Genomic DNA, 17,341 nt, shown 5'->3' on the forward strand with positions numbered 1-17,341 from the left:
AAGTCATATAAATCAGCGCATTGATGTCGATGAAAAAATTAGTCGCGCTTATCCGTTGACGGATCAAATGTTCCTACGGTATTCAAGTGTTCATAAATTGGGATGAGGAAAGCCAATGAGCGCTGACGCTGGCGACTGGAGTTATGCGGATACGGACGAGGAGCTGCTCACCCGTATCGCCTGGTACTATTACAATGATGGCCTGACCCAGAGCGACATCGGCGAAAAGCTCGGCATGTCGCGCATCAAGGTGTCGCGGCTCCTGGAGAGCGGCCGCCGGTCGGGAATCATCCAGGTGCGCATCAACTCACGGTATCAGGGTTGCCTGTCTCTTGAGCGCGAGGTGAAGGAGCGTTACGGCCTGCAGGAAGCCTATGTCGTCCCGAAACTTCCCGAGGACAATCCGAGCGACCGTCTCGGCCAGGCCGCCGCCCAGTTCCTGATGCAGAGACTTGAGCCCGGTGATCTCCTCGCGGTCGGCTGGGGTGAAACGGTTTCCAACACGATGCAGCGCCTCGGCCATGTCGCCAATGAGCGTAGTATCGGCCTTGTCAGCCTCACCGGTGGGGTCGGCACCTATGTCGACGGCATGCGCACGGCAAACTGGGGTAGTAGCGTGCATCTTGTGCCGGCGCCGTTGGTGGTGCGGGATCCGGCGGTTGCCAGCACGCTCAGCCATGAGCCTGCGGTTGCCAATCTTCTCGACATGGCCCTGAATGCCTCCTACCAGTTGGTCGGAATCGGCGAAATCTCGCCATCCTCGACCGTGGTACGGTCCGGCTACGTCACGCCGGACGAGATCGAGCCGTTGCGTCGCAAGGGCGCGGTTGGCGATATTCTCTGCCAGTTCTTCAACGAGCAGGGCGAGGTCCTTGACCTGCCGTTCCACGATCGTGTCATCGGCGTGAAGCTTGCCGGTCTTTCACGCGCGGAAAAAGTGGTTGCGGCAGCCAGCGGCCTTCACAAGGTGCAGGCCATCCACGCGGCACTCAAGGGCCGTTTCGCCGGCATTCTGATCACCGACGAGACCACGGCCGAGGGCCTCATGAAAATCCAGGAGAGAGCAGCATGAGCGGCAAGGAGACCTATCTGCTCGCTATCGATGCGGGCACCGGCAGTGGACGCGCCGTCATATTCGATGCGTCCGGCGAACAGATCGCGAGCGCGCAGCAGGAATGGTGGCACAAGCCGGATCCCCGGTTTGAAGGCTCGATGGATTTCGACGTTGAGGGAAACTGGGCGCTGCTTTCGCGCGCAATCCGTGCGGCGCTTGAAAAGGCTGGTCTTCGCGGCAGCGATATTGCCGCCGTCAGCGCCACCAGCATGCGGGAGGCCTTCGTGCTGTTCGACAGGGAGGGCCGCGAGATCTGGGCCTGCGCCAATGTCGACAGCCGCGCGGGTCGCGAGGTTGGCGCGCTGAAGCGTTCGCACCCGGAACTCGAGGCACAGCTTTATTCAGAATCCGGCCAGACCTTCGCGCTTGGCGCCTTGCCGCGCCTGCTCTGGCTGAAGCGCAACCTTCCCGAGATCTACGAGCGCACGCATCGTATCGCCATGCTCTCCGACTGGGTGCTGGCACGCCTTTCCGGCGTGATTGTCAGCGACCCCTCCAATGCCGGCACGACCGGTCTGTTCGACCTCAAGGCGCGCCGCTTTCAGCCAAGCGCGATGAGTCGCGCCGGTCTCAGAGACGACATCTTTCCCGATTGCGTCGAAACCGGCACTGTGATCGGGCGCGTCACCGATCAGGCGGCCGAGGAGACCGGCCTTGCGGCGGGCATTCCCGTCGTCATGGGCGGCGGCGATTGCCAGATCGGAACGGCGGGCACCGGGCTCGTCAAGGAGGGCGACTGCGCCGTGCTCGGCGGCACATTCTGGCAGCAGATCGTCAACGTGTCGCCGAAGGTGACTGATGCGTCGATGGATCTTCGCATCAACCCTCATGTCGTGGAGGGCCTCAATCAGGCGGAAGCGATCAGCTTCTTCGTTGGCGCCGTCATGCGCTGGTTCCGCGACAGTTTCGGTGCGGAAGAGGTCTTGAAGGCGGGAGGCGAGGGCGATGCCTATGCGCTTCTTGAGGAAAAGTCCAAAGCCGTACCGCCGGGCGCGTACGGCATCATACCGATTTTCTCCGACGTCATGCATTACGGCAGATGGTATCACGCCGCACCTTCGCTGCTGAACCTGTCGATCGATCCGGAGCGCTCCGGCAAGGCTGCGATCTTCCGCGCCCTCCAGGAAAATGCGGTGATCGTGGCGGCGCGGAATCTCTCGCGCATTTTCAAGCTCTCCGGTATCACGCCGGACAAGATCGTCTTTGCAGCCGGCGCCGCCAAATCGGCGCACTGGGCCCAGATCCTGTCAAGCGCGACCGGCATACCGGTGGTCACGCCTGTGGTGAAGGAGGCGACCGCTTTCGGCTGCGCCGCCGCCGCTGCCGTTGGCGCCGGGCTCTACCGGGATCTGCCCGAAGCCGCCAGCGCCTGGATCCGCTGGGACCAGCGTTTCGAGCCCGATACCGCGCACAAGCAAATCTACGATGAAGCCGGCGAACGCTGGGCGCGCGCTTACGCCCTGCAGCTTCAGCTCGTCGACGAGGGCGTCACCACCTCGATGTGGAAGGCGCCGGGTCTCTAGGATCTCTCACAACAGTTTCATTTAAAACCGGGAATACAGATATGATTGTTCAATTGGTCAGCATCGAAGTGAAACCAGGCCACGCGGCAGAATTCGTCGAAGCCTTCCGTATCAATTACGAGGGCACGCGCAACGAGCCTGGCAATGTTCGTTTCGATGTGCTGCGGGACCCGGAGGATGAAAACAGCTTCCTCATCTACGAGGTCTTCAAATCGGAAGAGGCTGTCGACGCCCATCGCAAGACCGAGCACTATCAGGAATGCGTCCGTCTGATCGATCCGATCCTGGCGCGCCCCCGCACGAAGGTCTTCTATAACGCCGAAATGGCCGAGTTCTTGTAGTTGCAGGGCGGGCCCCCGAATGGCGAGCTCGCTGCCAAGGGTGCTCTTGCCGCTGCCGGCATCGACACCGGGATCAGCATCAGTGCGGATGCCACGATATCCTGGCGGGCATTCGATGATGGCATTGTCAGGACATCTCAGACAGCAGACCGGCCGTTAAGCTGAAAACCGCAAAGTCCTGTATGGGAGGATTCGCGAAATCCGCGCCGGAGCTGATGCGCGGCTTCGCTGCCGTCTCCGGCGCAGCCACGAAAGCGGGCCATTTCTCCGCGGCGGACCGGGAACTGTCTGCCGTATCGATAGCCGTTGTTACACGCTGCGAGGAATGCATTCTCTACCATGTGGAGGCCGCAAAACGCCACGGCGCCGAAGAGGCAGCGCTCGTCGAGGTGCTGGAGGCCTTCCGCGTTATTTAACCGGTTCAAGCCGCAATATGGGAGGAGACGATGACCAATTTCTTGACAGCAGATGGCGGCACGGAAACAGGCGCATTATTCCGCTTCCAAGGCAGCCGTCATGGGCTTTTCCCGCGTGCTGACGCAGGAGGTAGGGCCGCTCGGCATCACCGTCAACTGCGTTTGTCCCGGGATCATCCTGACGGATATGGGACGCGTGAACCTTGACGACCCGGCGGTGCGCGAGGCTTGGCAGAAGAAGACCGCGATGGCAGGGATCGGCGCTCCCGAGGATGTCGTTGGTCCCGTCGCCTTCTTCGCATCCGACGATGCGGGCTTCGTGACCGGTCAGACCTTGAATGTCGATGGCGGCATCGTGTTTTCTTGAGAAGGGTAATTGGCCCGACGCAGACGGCTCTGGTTTAAAGCCATAGATCGAACACTGCCATAAGCAAAGAAATGGACGAACGAGGATTCAAACCGGACTATGCCCGTTCATTTCCGCGCGCGCCACGGGACCAGTGTCCAAGGGTCATGCGTGCGTTCCTGCCAAACCATTCCCATTGCGGCGTCCTCGCCAGGGCAAGGCTTCCACGCGGCGTCAAAAGACGTGAAGAATTTGCGGCTTGCTTCCAGCGCCCATGCTTCACCGTTCATACGGCTCGCCGAGCGAGGCTATGCCGTTGAGCTTCAGCAGGCGGCGGTCGGCAGAGATGATGCCGAGCACGATGATGGTGACGATATAGGGCAGGGCGGAAAGCAGTTGCGAGGGCAGGCCGACGCCGGAGGCCTGGGCGGCGAGGCTCAGGAGCGAAACCAGTCCGAACATGCAGGCGCCGAGAAAGACCCGGCCCGTCAGCCACGTGCCGAAGACGACAAGGGCGATGGCGATCCAGCCGCGTCCGGCGATCATGCCATCGGCCCAGAGCGGCGTGTAGACCGTGGCGGCATAGGCGCCGGCAAAGCCCGCCATCGCGCCGCCGAAGACGATGGCTGCGAGACGCACGGCGATAACCGGAAAGCCGATCGCATGCGCCGCCTTGGGGTTTTCGCCCACCGCCCGCACGATAAGGCCCGTCTTGGTGCGGTTCAGCATGAACCAGACGCCGAATGTTGCCGCCAGCGACAGCCATACGATGATGTCCTGGCTGAACAGCCCGCCGATGATGGGGATATCGGAAAGGCCGGGGATCGCGAGTTTCGGCAGGCCCTTGATCGTCAGGCTCTCATAGGTCTTGCCGAACAAAGCCGAGAGCCCCTGTCCGAGAATGCCGATCGCAAGGCCGGCCGCGACCTGATTGGCCCGGAAACCCAGCACGACGAAGGCAAAGATCAGCGCAAGCAGCGCGCTGACGATGCCCGCTGCGATAAAACCGAGAATATGGCTTCCGCTTTGATAGACGACGATGAAGGCGATTGCCGCGCCCAGCGCCATCAGACCTTCAAGGCCGAGATTGATGACGCCGGAGCGCTCGACCACGAGTTCGCCGAGGGCGGCCAGCAGGAACGGCGTTGCGGCGGCCAGCATGCCGGCGATGATGAATTCGACTGCGTTCATGCCGTGCTCCGACGATGGGTTGTCGGCCACTCCAGCCGATAGCGCGTGAAGGCAATGGCGACGAGATAGGCCAGCAGCAGGCTGCCCTGGAAAACCCGCACGGCCGCGACCGGCAGGTTGGCGGAGACCATCGCGTTGTCGCCGCCGATATAGAGCGCGGCCATGAACAGCGAGGAGAAGATGATGCCGATCGGATGCAGGCCGCCGAGATAGGCGACGATGATCGCCGCATAGCCGTAGCCGGTCGCAATCGAGCGCTGAAGCTGGCCGACGGGGCCGGCGACTTCCGCAGCGCCCGCAAGCCCAGCCGCAAAACCGCCGATCAGCAGCGATAGCCAGATCGCGTTTCTGTCGCTGAAGCCGGCATAGCCCGCGGCCTTCGGCGCAAGACCGCCAACCTGTAGTCTGTAGCCCATGAAGCTCTTCTGCATGAACACGAAGGCGGCGGCCGAGAAGGCAAGCGCGATCAGAAGCGAAACATTGACCCTGGTGCCGGGGATCAGCGTCGGCACCATCGCGTCATACTGGAACATCACCGATTGCGGGAAATTGAAGCCGTTCGGGTCCTTCCAGGGGCCGAGCAGCAGGTAGTAGAGCAGTTGCAGGGCGACGAGACTCAGCATCAGCGAGACCAGGATTTCACTGGCGTTGAGCCTTGTGCGCCAGAACGCCGTGATTGACGCCCAGAGCGCGCCGCCGACCGCGCCGAGCAGAAGCATCAGCGGCCAGATCCAGAACCCGGTCGCCATCGGGAACCAGACCGGGATTGCAGAGGCGAAGATCGCGCCGAGAATGAATTGTCCCTCCGCGCCGATATTGAACACCTTGGCCCTGAAGCCGATCGCAAGCCCCTGCGCGATCAGGAGCAGCGGTCCGGTCTTCAACAGAACTTCCGAAAACGAGGTCCAGGAGATGAACGGTTCGAGCAGCATGGCGTAGACGACCGCCGTTGGGCTGCGACCCATCAGCACGTAAAGCCCGACATTGAGGATCACGGCCGCCAGCAGCGCCAGCGGCGGCGCGAGCAGGGTCGCCTTCAGCGAGGCCTGTTCGCGCTTTACCAGGTTGGGGAGGAATGACAGGGCGGTCATGAGGCGCGTTTTCCTGTTTCGGAGCCGATCATGTAGCGGCCGATCTCCTCGGGTCTGGTGTCGCGGGTGACGAGCGGCGGGCTCAGCCTGCCGTGATGCAGCACCTGGATATGGTCCGAAAGCTCGAACAGTTCCTCGATCTCCTCGGAAATCACCAGGATCGCCATGCCGGCATTGCGCAGCGCGATCAGCCGCTGCCGGATCGCGGTCGCGGCTCCGATATCCACGCCCCAGGTCGGCTGGGCGACGAACAGCAGTTTCGGCGCCAGCATGATCTCGCGCCCGACGATGAATTTCTGCAGGTTGCCGCCGGAAAGCGCGCCTGCCTCCGCCTGCGGTCCCGGCGTGCGCACGTCATATTCGCTGATGCACTCAAGGGCGAAGGCCTCCGCCGCTTTCCTGTCGATCACGCCGTTGCGGACCACATTGCGGCCATGGGCCGTCAGAATGGCGTTCATCGCCAGCGACATTTCCGGCACCGCGCCCCGGCCAAGCCGTTCTTCCGGAACGAAGGCGAAGCCGAGCTTGCGGCGGGCGGCCGCACCCATGGGCCCGACATCCTTGCCCATCATGAAGATGCGGTCAGCGGTGGGAAGGCGGGTCTCGCCGGAAATCAGCGCGGTCAGCTCGCTCTGACCATTGCCGGAAATGCCGGCAATGCCGAGAATTTCGCCGCCACGAACGGTGAGCGTAATGCCTTCGAGGGATACGCCGAACGGGTCCTCGGGCTTGTAGTCGAGGCCGATGATCTCGAGCTGCTTGTCGCCCTGTGCCACCGGCTCGGCGGGCACCGGCTCGGGGATATCGCGGCCGATCATCATCTTTGCAAGCGTGTGCTCGTCATGTTCGCGCGGGTCGAGATGGCCGGTCACGCGGCCGGCGCGCAGGATTGTCGCCCGGTCACAGATCGCCTGGATTTCCTCCAGTTTGTGCGAGATCAGCAGGATCGATACGCCGCCATCGCGCAGGCGCTGCAAGGTCTCAAACAGAAGGGTGACCGCCTGTGGCGGCAGCACCGATGTTGGCTCGTCGAGGATCAGAAGCTTCGGATCGGTCATCAGGCAGCGGATGATCTCCACCCGCTGGCGCTCGCCCACTGAAAGCGCGTGGACATGGGCGAAGGGATCGACCTCCAACCCGAAATCGCGCCCAAGGGCGCGCATGCGCTCGGCAAGCGCGCCCTTGGTTCCGGGCATGACGAGCTGGATGTTCTCGACGACGGTGAGCGTCTCGAACAGGGAGAAATGCTGGAACACCATTCCGATGCCCTGCCGGCGGGCGGCGGCGGGAGAGGCGAGCGCGATCGGCTCGCCGTTCCACGCCATGCTGCCGGCGTCGGGCTGCTCCACGCCATAGATCAGCTTCATCAGCGTGGATTTGCCAGCGCCGTTTTCGCCGAGGATCGCGTGGATCGATTTCGGGGCAACGGACAGGTCGATGTCCCGATTGGCCTGGACCTGTCCGTAACTCTTCGAAATGCCCTTGAGCGAAAGGAGCGGTGTCTCCATTCCCTGCAGGCCTTATTGCGGCAGCGGCGTGGTGACGCCCTTGACGTGCCAGTCCATGGCGACGATCTGCTCGTCGGTCATGGTCTCGCCGTCGGCAACGCCCTCGCTGCCGTCAGCCTTGGCGATCGGGCCGGTGAAGGGCGAGAAGCTGCCGTCGGCGATCTCGGCTTCGGTCGACTTGATCTTCTCCATGATGTCGGCAGGGATGTCGCTGTTGAGGTCGACGACTTCCACCACATTGTCAGCCATGCCGAGGAAGGCATTGGCGCCCTTGAATGTTCCATTCATATGCGCCTCGACCTGCGCCTTGAAATAGGGCGACCAGTCGGTGGCCACGCAGCCGAGATATTTCTCCGGCGCGTATTTCTTCATCGAGGAGTTGAGGTTGAAGGCATAGACGCCGGCTTCTTCGCAGGCCGAAATGACCGAGGGCGTATCCTGCGCGTTGGAGAAAATCACGTCGCAGCCCTGCGCGATCAGCGCCTTGGCGGCATCCTGTTCCTGGGCCGGATCGAACCAGGAATTGACCCAGACCACCGAGACCTCGATATCGGGATTCACAGCCTGCGCGCCGAGCGTGAAGGCGTTGATCGAGGTGATCAGTTCGGGAATGGCGAAGGCCGAGACCGAGCCGAGCTTGCCGGATTTGGAAACCGCGGCGGCGGCCATGCCGAGCAGATAGGTGCCCTGGAAATATTTGGCGGCAAAGGGCGAGAAATTCGGCGCGACCATGTAGCCCGATGCATGCAGAACGCTGATCTTCGGATTGCGCCGGGCGATCTGGAATGCGCCGTTCTGGTAGCCAAACGAGCCGGCGATCAGGAAATTATTCCCATCGGCGACGGCCTTGTTCATGATCCGGTCGGCGTCCGGACCTTCCATGATATTTTCAAGCACGGTGACCTTGACCTTGTCGCCATAGGCTTCCTTGACCGGCTCGAGGCCGGCGGCCAGCGCGTGGCCCCAGCCGACATCGCCGATCGGCGACGGCACGACGAGGGTGATGCCGAGCGGCTCGTCGGCGGCAAAGGCGTGCCTTGCGCCCATCGCGCCGGCAAGGCCGGTGGCGGCTGCGGCCTGGATCAAGGTTCTGCGGGTAATCTTGGTCATGTTCTCGGTTCCCTGGAGGTTGGTTTTCACATTGCAATGCCGGCGAGCGCCTGTTCGGCGTCCGCGAAGAGTTTCTGTTCGTCGAGCCCGGCAAATTCGCCGTCCTGCCAGACGATCCGTCCGTTGATCATGGTCATGTCGGTCGTGCTGCCGATGCCGACGCGCGGGATCAGGCTCAGCGGATCGTGACGCGTGCCGACATAATCCATGCGCCGGGTGTCGATCGCGAACAGGTCGGCGGCCATGCCGGGTGCGAGCCGGCCGATATCGTTGCGCCCGAGCAGGCTTGCGCCGCCAGTGGTGGCGTAAGCCAGGAAATCGGCGGGCGGGGGCACGGGGTGCTTGCGGGTGGATGAAACAAGGCACTGCAGCATATAGCCGGAATGCAGGCAGTGCATCAGGTTGGAATTGTCGTTGGAGGCCGCGCCATCGCAGCCGAGGCCGACGCGCAGACCGAAGGCGGACATCGCCGGAATGTCGGTCACCTCTGCGCCGACCAGATAGACCGGTTCCGGGCAATGAGAGACGCCGGTGCCGTTTGCCGCCATCCGGCGGAGCTCGTCATGGGTCAGTTCCCAGCAATGGGCGTAGAAGGTATCGGGGCCGGCAAAGCCCATCTCCTCCAGATAGTCGACGGTGCGCTTGCCGTGGCGGGCCTCCATTACCGGGCTTTCGCCCTCGCCGACATGGGTGTGAAGGAACACGCCGCGATCGCGGGCCAGACGGACCGATTCCACGAAGGTTTCGCGGTAGCTGTTGACCGGTTGGCAGGGCGAGACGACGACCTGACGCATGCTGAACGGCTCGCCGTCATGATAGGCGTCGATCAGCCGCGCGCAGTCGCCGATGAATTCGTCGGTGGTCTCCAGCATCTCGTCGGGTATGGTCGAACCCTCGGATTTCGGCAGGCTGTTGCCGCCGCGCCCGGCGTGGAAACGCATGCCGAACAGATCGGCGGCCTCGAACTGGCGGTCGATCAGCCGTTTGCCGGCATGGCGGGGGAAATTGTACTGATGGTCGAAGGCGGTGGTGCAGCCATGCTTGATCAGCTCGGCCATGGCCGTAACCGAGGAATGATAGAAGCAGTCCTCGTCAAGGCGCGCGAACACCGGATAGATCCGGTCCAGCCATTCGATTACCGAGAGCTTGGTCCAGTCCAGATCGGCCCGGTTGCGCACGAAGCACTGGAAGAAGTGGTGGTGCGTGTTGACGAGGCCGGGATAGACGAACCATCCATCGGCATCGATCTCCGTCGCGCCTTCCGACATCTCCCCGTCCGCAAGACCCGTGCCGATGGCTTTGATCGCCGGGCCTTCGGTGAGGAGATCGACATTGCGCAGCACGGTGGGGCCGTTGCCGTCATCGACCACAACGGCCGCGCAGTTCCTGAGCAGATAACTGGCCACTCAGCTTTCCTCCGCCGCGTGTTCCGGTTCCGGCTTCAGTTCATGCAGCCGGTGGATTCCCGGCATTTCGATGAAGCCGTCGAGCGAGCGCATGGCCCGCAGCCACAGGCGGATCGTCGGGTAGGAATCGAGCAGGATATTGCCATCGGGTGCAAGAGCCACATAGGGGAAGCAGGCGATATCGGCAATCGTCGGCCGGTCGGCGGCAAGATAGCGCATGCCGCGCTCGCGCTGCTCGAAAAGCCCCATTTCCAGCTCCCTGAGCGCCGCAACGCCCGCGGCCGACAAGGCATCGATATCGCCCGGCATGTTGAGCATCTGATGCAGCCGTGCGCCGCCAAGGCTCGCCGTCAGCCTGGGCGAGAAGGCAAGCCATTGCTGCACGAGGGCGATCTCCACGGGGTCGTCGGTCCGGCCCAGCCAGGAGGGCGCCGAACCGGCCGCGATGTAGGCGAGCATGGCCGAGGATTCGGTCAGCACGAGATCGCCATCCGTCAGGATCGGGAGCGTTCCGGCCGGGTTGAGCTGCAGCATTTCCGGGCCGCGATGTTCCCTGCCGGGGTGAAAGTCGACCGCGCGGGTTTCGAGCGTGACGCCGGCAAGGGCGGCCATCAGGCGGACCTTGTAACAGCTTGGAGAAAGGATGTAGTCGTAGAGTTTCATTGGGCCACCAATTGCGCGCCATAGGTATAGTTGTGGCGCTTCAGCCAGCGTCTGTAGGCGATGGATGTCATGTCGGCCCGCGTCGGGATTTCCTTGCCGGGGTCAAGCGGCAGCCGCGCGGGGATCTGATTTTCGAGGATCGAACGGTCCTGCAGGAAGATCATCTGCTGGAACTGGATCAGGTCGGTCATCGAGGACGTGTCGTCGAACAGCGCCATCCACGGCCATACTTCGCAGGTTTCCTCCGTCAGCGGCTGCACGAACAGCGCGATCACATCCCACTCGCCGGGGCGCGGCGGGCAGGATTTGTAGAGCACTGAACAGGTGGGGGCGGGGACGCGGTACATATAGTCGGTATCGATGCCCCCGCTTGCCGATTTGGCCGCCTGCGGCTGGTAGAACTTCACCTGGGTCGCCCAGACCTCGTCCTCTTCCTCGCGGATTTCAACCTTATAGTTGAAGACTTCCGTGTGCGGTTCGGCACCCAGAATATCGGTATGGACGAAGGGGAAATGAGCGATGTCGAGAAAATTCTCCACGGCCCTGAGCGGCGAGCATTGAACCCTGACGATCCCGACATCGACAAGGCGGCGTTCGGGATCGTCGGCTTCCGGGATATCGAACAGTTCGTGGTCCGGCGTGCCGAGCGAGGTCCAGACGTGGCCGTAGCGCAGCCGCACGGGAAGGGCGCGGCCATCCGCGGCGGTCACCTTCGCCTCGTCGTCGCCAAAGCGCGCGACAGTGATGTCTTCGCCCATCAGCATGGTGTCGCGGCGATCGAGCTGGCTGAACAGCGCGACCGGATACCATTCGTCTTTCATGGCATTCATGATCCGGCTCCCTGGGTGCTGGCGACTTCCGCCTTGCGACGCAGCGTTTCCGCCTGCCGCGAGGCGGCGAGCCGCTGCGCTGGCGTCGCATCGGCGGGAACCAGCACATGCATTGTCGTTGCGGCTTCGCCCTGCGGTGCGAGCAGAAGACAGAAGGCGTCATCGGACGATTTCAGCACGCCGTCGGCATCGGCTTTTGCTTCGGCGGCCAGTTCGATGGCGGCAATGCCGGCGCTGACATTCAGCGAGCGAAGCGGCGTCAGCCAGTCCAGAGCGGGCGGCGCGCCGGCGTCCTCGCCATTCGCGATCCAGATAATGCCGTCCTGTTCGACCACCGGGTAGGTTTCCACGCGGATGGTCTTTGGCGGGGTGAGGTCCGGATGGGCCGGGATGCGCAGACACTGGCCGTCCTGGCCATAGCGCCAGCCATGATAGATGCACGACAGCGCCTCGCCGCGCACGAAACCGTGGGAAAGGCGCATGCCCCTGTGGGGACAGCGATCGTCGTAGGCGGTCAGGCGGCCGGAGGCGCTGCGCCACAGGGCGATGGCCCTATCCGCGAGATTGGCCGGCATCGCCGTGCCCGCGGCCAGGTCGGCCGAGAGCGCCGCCGGCGTCCATCTGCCCGTTGTCTGGGGGTGCATTTCGGGGCTTTCCAAATCTTGATTTTTCATCGGCCGGCGCGCCCTTTCAACAGGCGGACACGTCGACGGCGTCTAAATTTGCACAGCAAATATGCATTGGCAAGAATGAACAATTTTGATGCAAAGGTAATTCATGGTGCGGGCGTCGGGGCCATATGCCGCGCCGTCAATGGCTGAGCGGCTCATCGGATTTCGGCATGGAATTGAGCGGCAGGCATTCGATGTCTTCGACCCAGATATCGATCGGCCCCAGCGAGCAGGCCATCTCCATGGCATCGATGAGAGCCGGCGGGCCTTTGACCGCCATTTCGATGCGTTCGGGCGAGGCGGCGATGATTCGCTTCTCCAGTCCGAGCTTGCGGGCGTGGCGGTCCATCCACGGGATGAAGCTGTCGGCGCCGAAACGGCCGCGCATGATGAATTTCTGTGTCTGGTCGATCTGGGGCAAAGGCGGTTCTCTGAAAGGGTCGTCGCGGGCCTGCCGGAGGCTTTCTGCCAGATTATGCAGTCGCGCAATATCCGTCCAGCCCTCTGGTGGACAATCCGGTCTGGCGTTGGACCTTGCGAAAAGGGTATGGCATGAAGCGGCGACCCGCTTTTGAGGAGCCCAATCATGGAAAAAATCGATATCGTGCTGGTCGCGGCCGTGGCCGAAAACGGGGTGATCGGCCGGGCCGGCGACATGCCCTGGCATCTGGGCTCCGATTTCAAGCGCTTTCGCGCGATCACAAAGGGCAAGCCGCAGATCATGGGCCGCAAGACTTTCGAATCGATCGGCAAGCCGCTTCCCGGCCGCACCAATATCGTCGTGTCGCGCGATCCCGGTCTCGTGATCGAGGGATGCCTGATGGCGACCTCGCTGGAGGAGGCGCTGGAGCTCGCCAGAAAGGATGCCGTGGAAAAGGGCGTGGACGAGATCTGCATTCAGGGCGGCGGCGAGATTTACCGGCAGGCGATAGCACTGGCCGACCGGCTGCGCATCACCCGTGTCGAGACCACGCTTGCGGGCGATACGGTGTTTCCCAAAATCGATCCCGCGACTTGGGAGGTCGTCGAAGAGGAAAGGCTTCCCGCCGGCGAGAAGGATGACTATCCGACCTGCTACAGGGTCTATGAACGCCGTCGTTGAACAGGAATTTACCGAGAAAACCTTTTCGTTATCACGGATCGCGTTGAAAGCGGTCGTCCGCATCCTTATAACGGGGCAAACGCCTTGCGCGTCAACGGGGCCGCGCATGGCGGTCCAGAGGAAACAAACAGGTAAGAGGTGTGGATGCCCTGGAGCAATCAGAATGGCGGCGGTCCCTGGGGAGGCGGCGGCGATAATCAGGGGCCCTGGGGCCAGGGGCCGAAGCGTCCCTCCGGCGGCGGCAATGGCGGCAACGGAAACGGCGGCCCGCCCGATATCGAGGATTTCTTCCGTAAGGGCCAGGATCAGTTCAAGGGCATGTTCCCCGGCGGTTTCAGCGCCGGCCTGATCGCGATCATCGTTCTGGTGTTGGCGGTGTTCTGGGTCATGCAGTCGGTCTACACCATCCAGCCCGACCAGCGCGGCGTGGAGCTGCGCTTCGGCAAGCCCAAGACGGACGTCGCCCAGCCGGGTCTGCACTTCATGTTCTGGCCGTTCGAGACCGTCGAAAAGGTCGACATCACCGAACGCCGCATGAGCCTTGGCGGCGGCCGCGGCGACCCCGAGGGCATCATGCTGACCGGCGACCAGAACATCGTCGATCTCAGCTTCTCGGTGATCTACAATGTGACCGATCCGAAGAGCTTCCTGTTTGACGTGGAATCGCCCATCGAGACGCTCAATCAGGTATCGGAAAGCGCCATGCGCGAAGTTGTCGGCCGCAGGCCTGCCAACGACGTCTATCGTGAGCAGCGCGAGGCGATCGCCGTCAACGTGAAGTCGATCATTCAGGAAACGATGAACGAATACGGCGCCGGCATCACCGTCAACGCCGTGTCCTTCCAGGATGCGTCGCCGCCGCAGCAGGTGGCCGATGCCTTTGACGAGGTGCAGCGCGCCGGTCAGGATGCGGACCGCTTCCAGCAGGAAGCCAACCAGTATGCCAACAAGGAACTGGGTGCAGCCCGCGGTAACGCGGCCGTGGTCCGCGAGGCGGCGGCGGCCTACAAGGACCGCGTCGTCAAGGAAGCAGAGGGTGAGGCCGAGCGCTTCATCTCGATCTATGATTCCTATCGCACCGCGCCTGACGTTACCCGCAAGCGTCTCTATCTCGAGACCATGCAGGGCGCGCTGTCGCAGTCCAAGAACGTCATCGTCGATGATGAAGGGCAGGGGGTCGTTCCCTATCTGCCGCTCGATCAGATCGACCGTGATGCGGCCCAGCGGACGCAGCGGACGCTTCCCGCATCGTCCTCGACGCAGAACCAGACCCAGGGAGCGAGCCAGTAATGTCATCCAATCGTCTTCTCGCTACCCTTGTCGCCATCGGCGTCATTCTCGTCGTGCTTTACGGCTCGTTCTTCGTGGTCAATCCGCGCCAGCAGGCGATCGTCATCCGCTTCGGTGAGATCCAGCGCGTGGAATCGGAGCCGGGAATCTATTTCAAGCTTCCCTTCTCCTTTATCGATGCCGATCGCGTTCAGTATGTCTCGAAGCAGGATCTCCGCTTCGACCTCAGCGATCTGCGCATCCAGGTCGCCGACGGCAAGTTCTACATCGTCGACGCTTTCGCGGTGTACAACATCGATGATCCGGAACGCTTCCGCGAGGCCGTCTCGGGCGACCGGACGGAGGCCGAGGGGCAGCTGCGCTCGCTGCTCGATTCGGCCCTGCGTCGGGTCTATGGCCTGCGCGGTTTTCAGGCGGCGCTCTCCTTCGAACGCGCTTCGATGATGGAGGAAGTTCAGGAACTGTTGCGCAACGACGCCGAAAAACTCGGCATCAAGATCGTCGACGTCCGCGTTCTGCGCACCGACCTGACCCCCGAGGTATCGGAAGATACCTATTCGCGGATGAAGTCGGAGCGTCTTGCGGAAGCCGAGGCGATCCGGGCGAACGGTCGCGAACAGGCGGAAACCCGGCGGGCCGTGGCCGATCGCCAGGTCGTCGAGATCACCTCGCAGGCGGAAAAGGAAGCCGAGATCCTGCGCGGTGAGGGCGATGGCGAACGCAACCGCATCCTGGGCGATGCCTATGGCCGCGATCCTGCCTTCTTCGCCTTCTATCGTTCGATGAACGCCTACAAGGACGTCATCAACGACAATGCGACCATGGTGCTGTCGCCGAATTCTGAGTTCTTTCAGTATTTCGGCTCCAGCGGCAGCGACGATGCACCCGCGCCATTCGTGCCGGACGTGGAAGAGGATACGACGGAAGTTCCCGCCGGGAGCAACTGATCCATGCTGATGCAGGATATCCTGATCGGATTCGCATTCTTTCTGATCATCGAGGGGCTGGTCTATGCACTGGCCCCTTCGTTTCTTGTCTCCATGGCAAGGCTGCTGCCGACCATTTCGGAAGGCGCATTGAGATTGACGGGCGTTGTCGCCGTGGCGCTGGGCGTGCTGCTGGTGTTTCTGGTGCACGGCTGAGGCCGTGAGAGGCGGGGCCTTCATTTTCGGAGGGGCCGGTCTCGATCTTCGCTGGGAATGCCCTATGATCTGATCATCAATGACGGAGGCTTCATGTCGAAGACAGTCGATTCCCTCTTTGTCCGCCGCCGCCTTGCCGGTCTCGGGCTTGCTGTCGCTCTGGCCGCTTCGACGCCGCTCGCGGGTCCGCTCGGTCGGGCGGAGGCGGAAACCCTCTCCGACGTCTCGATCGCCGACATGGCCGAAAGGCTGTTGCCCTCCGTGGTCAATATCTCGATCTCGCAGGAAGGCGATGGCGATGCCGGCGACCGGCCCGTGCCGAAGGTGCCGGAAGGCCAGCCTTTCGAGGAATTCTTCGAGGACTTCTTCGACGGCGAAGGCGGACCCGGCAGCCGGCCGGTGTCATCGCTCGGTTCCGGCTTCATCATCGATCCGGATGGCATCATCGTCACCAATAACCATGTTATCGAAAACGCGGACACGATTTCCGTGACGCTCGCCGATGGCGAAACGCTCGACGCGACGCTGCTGGGCGTCGATGACAAGACCGATCTCGCGGTCCTCAAGGTGGAACCCGAAGAGCCGCTGCCGGCCGTGCAATTCGGCGATTCGCGCACCGTCCGGATCGGCGAATGGGTGGTGGCGATCGGCAACCCCTTCGGTCTCGGCGGCTCGGTGACGCTCGGCATCGTCTCGGCGCGCGGGCGCGAGCTCGACGGGCCCTACGACAATTTCATCCAGACCGATGCGGCAATCAACAAGGGCAATTCCGGCGGCCCGCTGTTCAACATGTATGGCGAGGTGATCGGCATCAATACCGCGATCCTGTCGCCCTCGGGCGGCTCGATCGGCATCGGCTTCGCCGTGCCAAGCGAACTGGCGGAGAATATCGTCGACCAGCTTGTCGAATTCGGCCAGACCCGGCGCGGATGGATCGGCATTCGCGTGCTGGAGGTCAGCGATGACCTTGCGGCTTCGCTGGGTTCGGACGATCCATCGGGCGTCGCGGTCGGCTCGATCATCGAGGACGGCCCGAGCGCCGACGGCCCCCTCGAGGAAGGCGATATCATCCTCAGTTTCGACGGCCATCCGATCGAAAGCCCCCGCGACCTGCCGCGCTTTGTCGCCGAAAGCCGGATCGGGGTGCCGGCAGATGTCGAGATCGTGCGCGACGGCGAACGGATGACGGTTCAGGTGACGCCGCAATTGCTGGAAGAGCCCGAGCTGGCGGAAAGCGAGCCGGCATTGGCCGATGAAGCCCTGCCGGAGGATGGCGTGCCAGACCAGCCCGGCCTCCCGGTGTCGCTTTACGGCCTCACGCTCGGCGATCTCGACGACAATGGCCGCGCGCTCTACCAGATCGACGGCGATGTCGAGGGCGTGTTGATCACCGAGGTTGAGCCGGACAGCGCCGGCGCCGACGAGGGGCTGGAGCCCGGCATGGTGATCGTGGAGGTCGAGCAGGATGCGGTTTCGACGCCGCAGGAGGTGCGCTCAAGCATCGTCAAGCTGATCTCCGAGGGCCGCCGCAGCGTGTCGCTGATGGTTGCGGCCCCCGACGGCGCGCTAAGTATCGTCAGCCTGGTGCTGGAATAGG

The 17,341-nt window shown here is 62.9% G+C and carries 18 protein-coding genes and 1 pseudogene; 10 read left to right on the top strand and 9 right to left on the bottom strand.

The window, feature by feature from the left end:
* Positions 1-115 precede the first annotated feature (115 nt).
* The 5 genes and pseudogenes from V6767_RS05700 to V6767_RS05720 form a co-directional block, all read left to right on the top strand.
* Positions 116-1,072, top strand: coding sequence for a sugar-binding transcriptional regulator (locus tag V6767_RS05700; RefSeq protein WP_448472560.1), 957 nt, complete (start codon positions 116-118; stop codon positions 1,070-1,072).
* Positions 1,069-2,637: an autoinducer-2 kinase gene (lsrK, locus tag V6767_RS05705; RefSeq protein ID WP_448472561.1), complete on the top strand. Its 1,569-nt coding sequence runs from the start codon at positions 1,069-1,071 to the stop codon at positions 2,635-2,637. Before V6767_RS05700 ends, lsrK begins: the two co-directional genes overlap by 4 nt.
* Before the next feature lie 41 nt (positions 2,638-2,678).
* Positions 2,679-2,978, top strand: coding sequence for an antibiotic biosynthesis monooxygenase (locus V6767_RS05710; protein WP_448472562.1), 300 nt, complete (start codon positions 2,679-2,681; stop codon positions 2,976-2,978).
* Between the two features lie 182 nt (positions 2,979-3,160).
* Positions 3,161-3,394: a carboxymuconolactone decarboxylase family protein gene (locus V6767_RS05715; RefSeq protein ID WP_448472563.1), complete on the top strand. Its 234-nt coding sequence runs from the start codon at positions 3,161-3,163 to the stop codon at positions 3,392-3,394.
* 67 nt (positions 3,395-3,461) lie between these two features.
* Positions 3,462-3,761 (top strand): annotated as a pseudogene (locus V6767_RS05720) (SDR family NAD(P)-dependent oxidoreductase); the annotation flags it as partial.
* A 258-nt stretch (positions 3,762-4,019) separates the two neighbouring features.
* On the opposite strand, the gene V6767_RS05725 reads toward V6767_RS05720, so the two are convergent.
* From V6767_RS05725 to V6767_RS05765, 9 genes are all read right to left on the bottom strand, one after another.
* Positions 4,020-4,931 carry an ABC transporter permease gene (locus V6767_RS05725; protein ID WP_448472564.1) on the bottom strand — a complete coding sequence of 304 codons (912 nt, stop codon included), beginning with the start codon at positions 4,929-4,931 and terminating at the stop codon, positions 4,020-4,022.
* Positions 4,928-6,022 (bottom strand): ABC transporter permease, encoded by a 1,095-nt coding sequence (locus V6767_RS05730; protein WP_448472565.1) that lies wholly within the window; start codon positions 6,020-6,022, stop codon positions 4,928-4,930. The genes V6767_RS05725 and V6767_RS05730 overlap by 4 nt, the downstream gene beginning before the upstream one ends.
* Positions 6,019-7,530: an ABC transporter ATP-binding protein gene (locus V6767_RS05735; RefSeq protein ID WP_448472566.1), complete on the bottom strand. Its 1,512-nt coding sequence runs from the start codon at positions 7,528-7,530 to the stop codon at positions 6,019-6,021. The genes V6767_RS05730 and V6767_RS05735 overlap by 4 nt, the downstream gene beginning before the upstream one ends.
* Before the next feature lie 12 nt (positions 7,531-7,542).
* Positions 7,543-8,640 (bottom strand): BMP family ABC transporter substrate-binding protein, encoded by a 1,098-nt coding sequence (locus V6767_RS05740; protein ID WP_448472567.1) that lies wholly within the window; start codon positions 8,638-8,640, stop codon positions 7,543-7,545.
* Positions 8,641-8,666: 26 nt separating this feature from the next.
* Positions 8,667-10,046, bottom strand: coding sequence for an amidohydrolase (locus V6767_RS05745; RefSeq protein WP_448472568.1), 1,380 nt, complete (start codon positions 10,044-10,046; stop codon positions 8,667-8,669).
* Positions 10,047-10,709 carry a glutathione S-transferase family protein gene (locus tag V6767_RS05750; protein ID WP_448429040.1) on the bottom strand — a complete coding sequence of 221 codons (663 nt, stop codon included), beginning with the start codon at positions 10,707-10,709 and terminating at the stop codon, positions 10,047-10,049.
* On the bottom strand, positions 10,706-11,539 hold the full coding sequence (locus V6767_RS05755; protein ID WP_448472569.1) for an aromatic ring-hydroxylating dioxygenase subunit alpha: 834 nt from the start codon (positions 11,537-11,539) through the stop codon (positions 10,706-10,708). Before V6767_RS05755 ends, V6767_RS05750 begins: the two co-directional genes overlap by 4 nt.
* A complete protein-coding gene (locus V6767_RS05760; protein WP_448472570.1) occupies positions 11,536-12,183 on the bottom strand; it encodes a Rieske 2Fe-2S domain-containing protein in 648 nt (215 codons plus the stop codon). The genes V6767_RS05755 and V6767_RS05760 overlap by 4 nt, the downstream gene beginning before the upstream one ends.
* A 166-nt stretch (positions 12,184-12,349) precedes the next feature.
* Complete coding sequence (locus V6767_RS05765) at positions 12,350-12,631, bottom strand: acylphosphatase (RefSeq protein WP_448472571.1); 282 nt, start codon at positions 12,629-12,631, stop codon at positions 12,350-12,352.
* 165 nt (positions 12,632-12,796) lie between these two features.
* On the opposite strand from V6767_RS05765, the gene V6767_RS05770 reads away from it, so the two are divergent.
* The 5 genes from V6767_RS05770 (at position 12,797) to V6767_RS05790 (ending at position 17,340) form a co-directional block, all read left to right on the top strand.
* On the top strand, positions 12,797-13,312 hold the full coding sequence (locus tag V6767_RS05770; protein WP_448472572.1) for a dihydrofolate reductase: 516 nt from the start codon (positions 12,797-12,799) through the stop codon (positions 13,310-13,312).
* A gap of 144 nt (positions 13,313-13,456) precedes the next feature.
* Entirely contained in the window at positions 13,457-14,602 is a 1,146-nt protein-coding gene (gene hflK / locus V6767_RS05775; RefSeq protein ID WP_448472573.1) for an FtsH protease activity modulator HflK, read from the top strand.
* Positions 14,602-15,549 carry a protease modulator HflC gene (gene hflC / locus V6767_RS05780; RefSeq protein WP_448472574.1) on the top strand — a complete coding sequence of 316 codons (948 nt, stop codon included), beginning with the start codon at positions 14,602-14,604 and terminating at the stop codon, positions 15,547-15,549. Before hflK ends, hflC begins: the two co-directional genes overlap by 1 nt.
* A gap of 9 nt (positions 15,550-15,558) precedes the next feature.
* Positions 15,559-15,744: a DUF2065 domain-containing protein gene (locus tag V6767_RS05785; protein WP_448429853.1), complete on the top strand. Its 186-nt coding sequence runs from the start codon at positions 15,559-15,561 to the stop codon at positions 15,742-15,744.
* 93 nt (positions 15,745-15,837) lie between these two features.
* Complete coding sequence (locus tag V6767_RS05790; protein ID WP_448472575.1) at positions 15,838-17,340, top strand: Do family serine endopeptidase; 1,503 nt, start codon at positions 15,838-15,840, stop codon at positions 17,338-17,340.
* Position 17,341: the final 1 nt, after the last annotated feature.

The sequence above is a fragment of the Martelella sp. FLE1502 genome (genome assembly GCF_053484255.1).

Coding starts and splice junctions, on each gene's coding strand:
- V6767_RS05790 (WP_448472575.1), top strand. CDS start 15,838: ATGTCGAAGACAGTCGATTCCCTCTTTGTCCGCCGCCGCCTTGCCGGT.
- V6767_RS05730 (WP_448472565.1), bottom strand. CDS start 6,022: ATGACCGCCCTGTCATTCCTCCCCAACCTGGTAAAGCGCGAACAGGCC.
- V6767_RS05700 (WP_448472560.1), top strand. CDS start 116: ATGAGCGCTGACGCTGGCGACTGGAGTTATGCGGATACGGACGAGGAG.
- V6767_RS05785 (WP_448429853.1), top strand. CDS start 15,559: ATGCAGGATATCCTGATCGGATTCGCATTCTTTCTGATCATCGAGGGG.
- lsrK (WP_448472561.1), top strand. CDS start 1,069: ATGAGCGGCAAGGAGACCTATCTGCTCGCTATCGATGCGGGCACCGGC.
- V6767_RS05715 (WP_448472563.1), top strand. CDS start 3,161: ATGGGAGGATTCGCGAAATCCGCGCCGGAGCTGATGCGCGGCTTCGCT.
- hflC (WP_448472574.1), top strand. CDS start 14,602: ATGTCATCCAATCGTCTTCTCGCTACCCTTGTCGCCATCGGCGTCATT.
- V6767_RS05770 (WP_448472572.1), top strand. CDS start 12,797: ATGGAAAAAATCGATATCGTGCTGGTCGCGGCCGTGGCCGAAAACGGG.
- hflK (WP_448472573.1), top strand. CDS start 13,457: ATGCCCTGGAGCAATCAGAATGGCGGCGGTCCCTGGGGAGGCGGCGGC.
- V6767_RS05760 (WP_448472570.1), bottom strand. CDS start 12,183: ATGCACCCCCAGACAACGGGCAGATGGACGCCGGCGGCGCTCTCGGCC.
- V6767_RS05725 (WP_448472564.1), bottom strand. CDS start 4,931: ATGAACGCAGTCGAATTCATCATCGCCGGCATGCTGGCCGCCGCAACG.
- V6767_RS05755 (WP_448472569.1), bottom strand. CDS start 11,539: ATGAATGCCATGAAAGACGAATGGTATCCGGTCGCGCTGTTCAGCCAG.
- V6767_RS05710 (WP_448472562.1), top strand. CDS start 2,679: ATGATTGTTCAATTGGTCAGCATCGAAGTGAAACCAGGCCACGCGGCA.
- V6767_RS05750 (WP_448429040.1), bottom strand. CDS start 10,709: ATGAAACTCTACGACTACATCCTTTCTCCAAGCTGTTACAAGGTCCGC.
- V6767_RS05740 (WP_448472567.1), bottom strand. CDS start 8,640: ATGACCAAGATTACCCGCAGAACCTTGATCCAGGCCGCAGCCGCCACC.
- V6767_RS05735 (WP_448472566.1), bottom strand. CDS start 7,530: ATGGAGACACCGCTCCTTTCGCTCAAGGGCATTTCGAAGAGTTACGGA.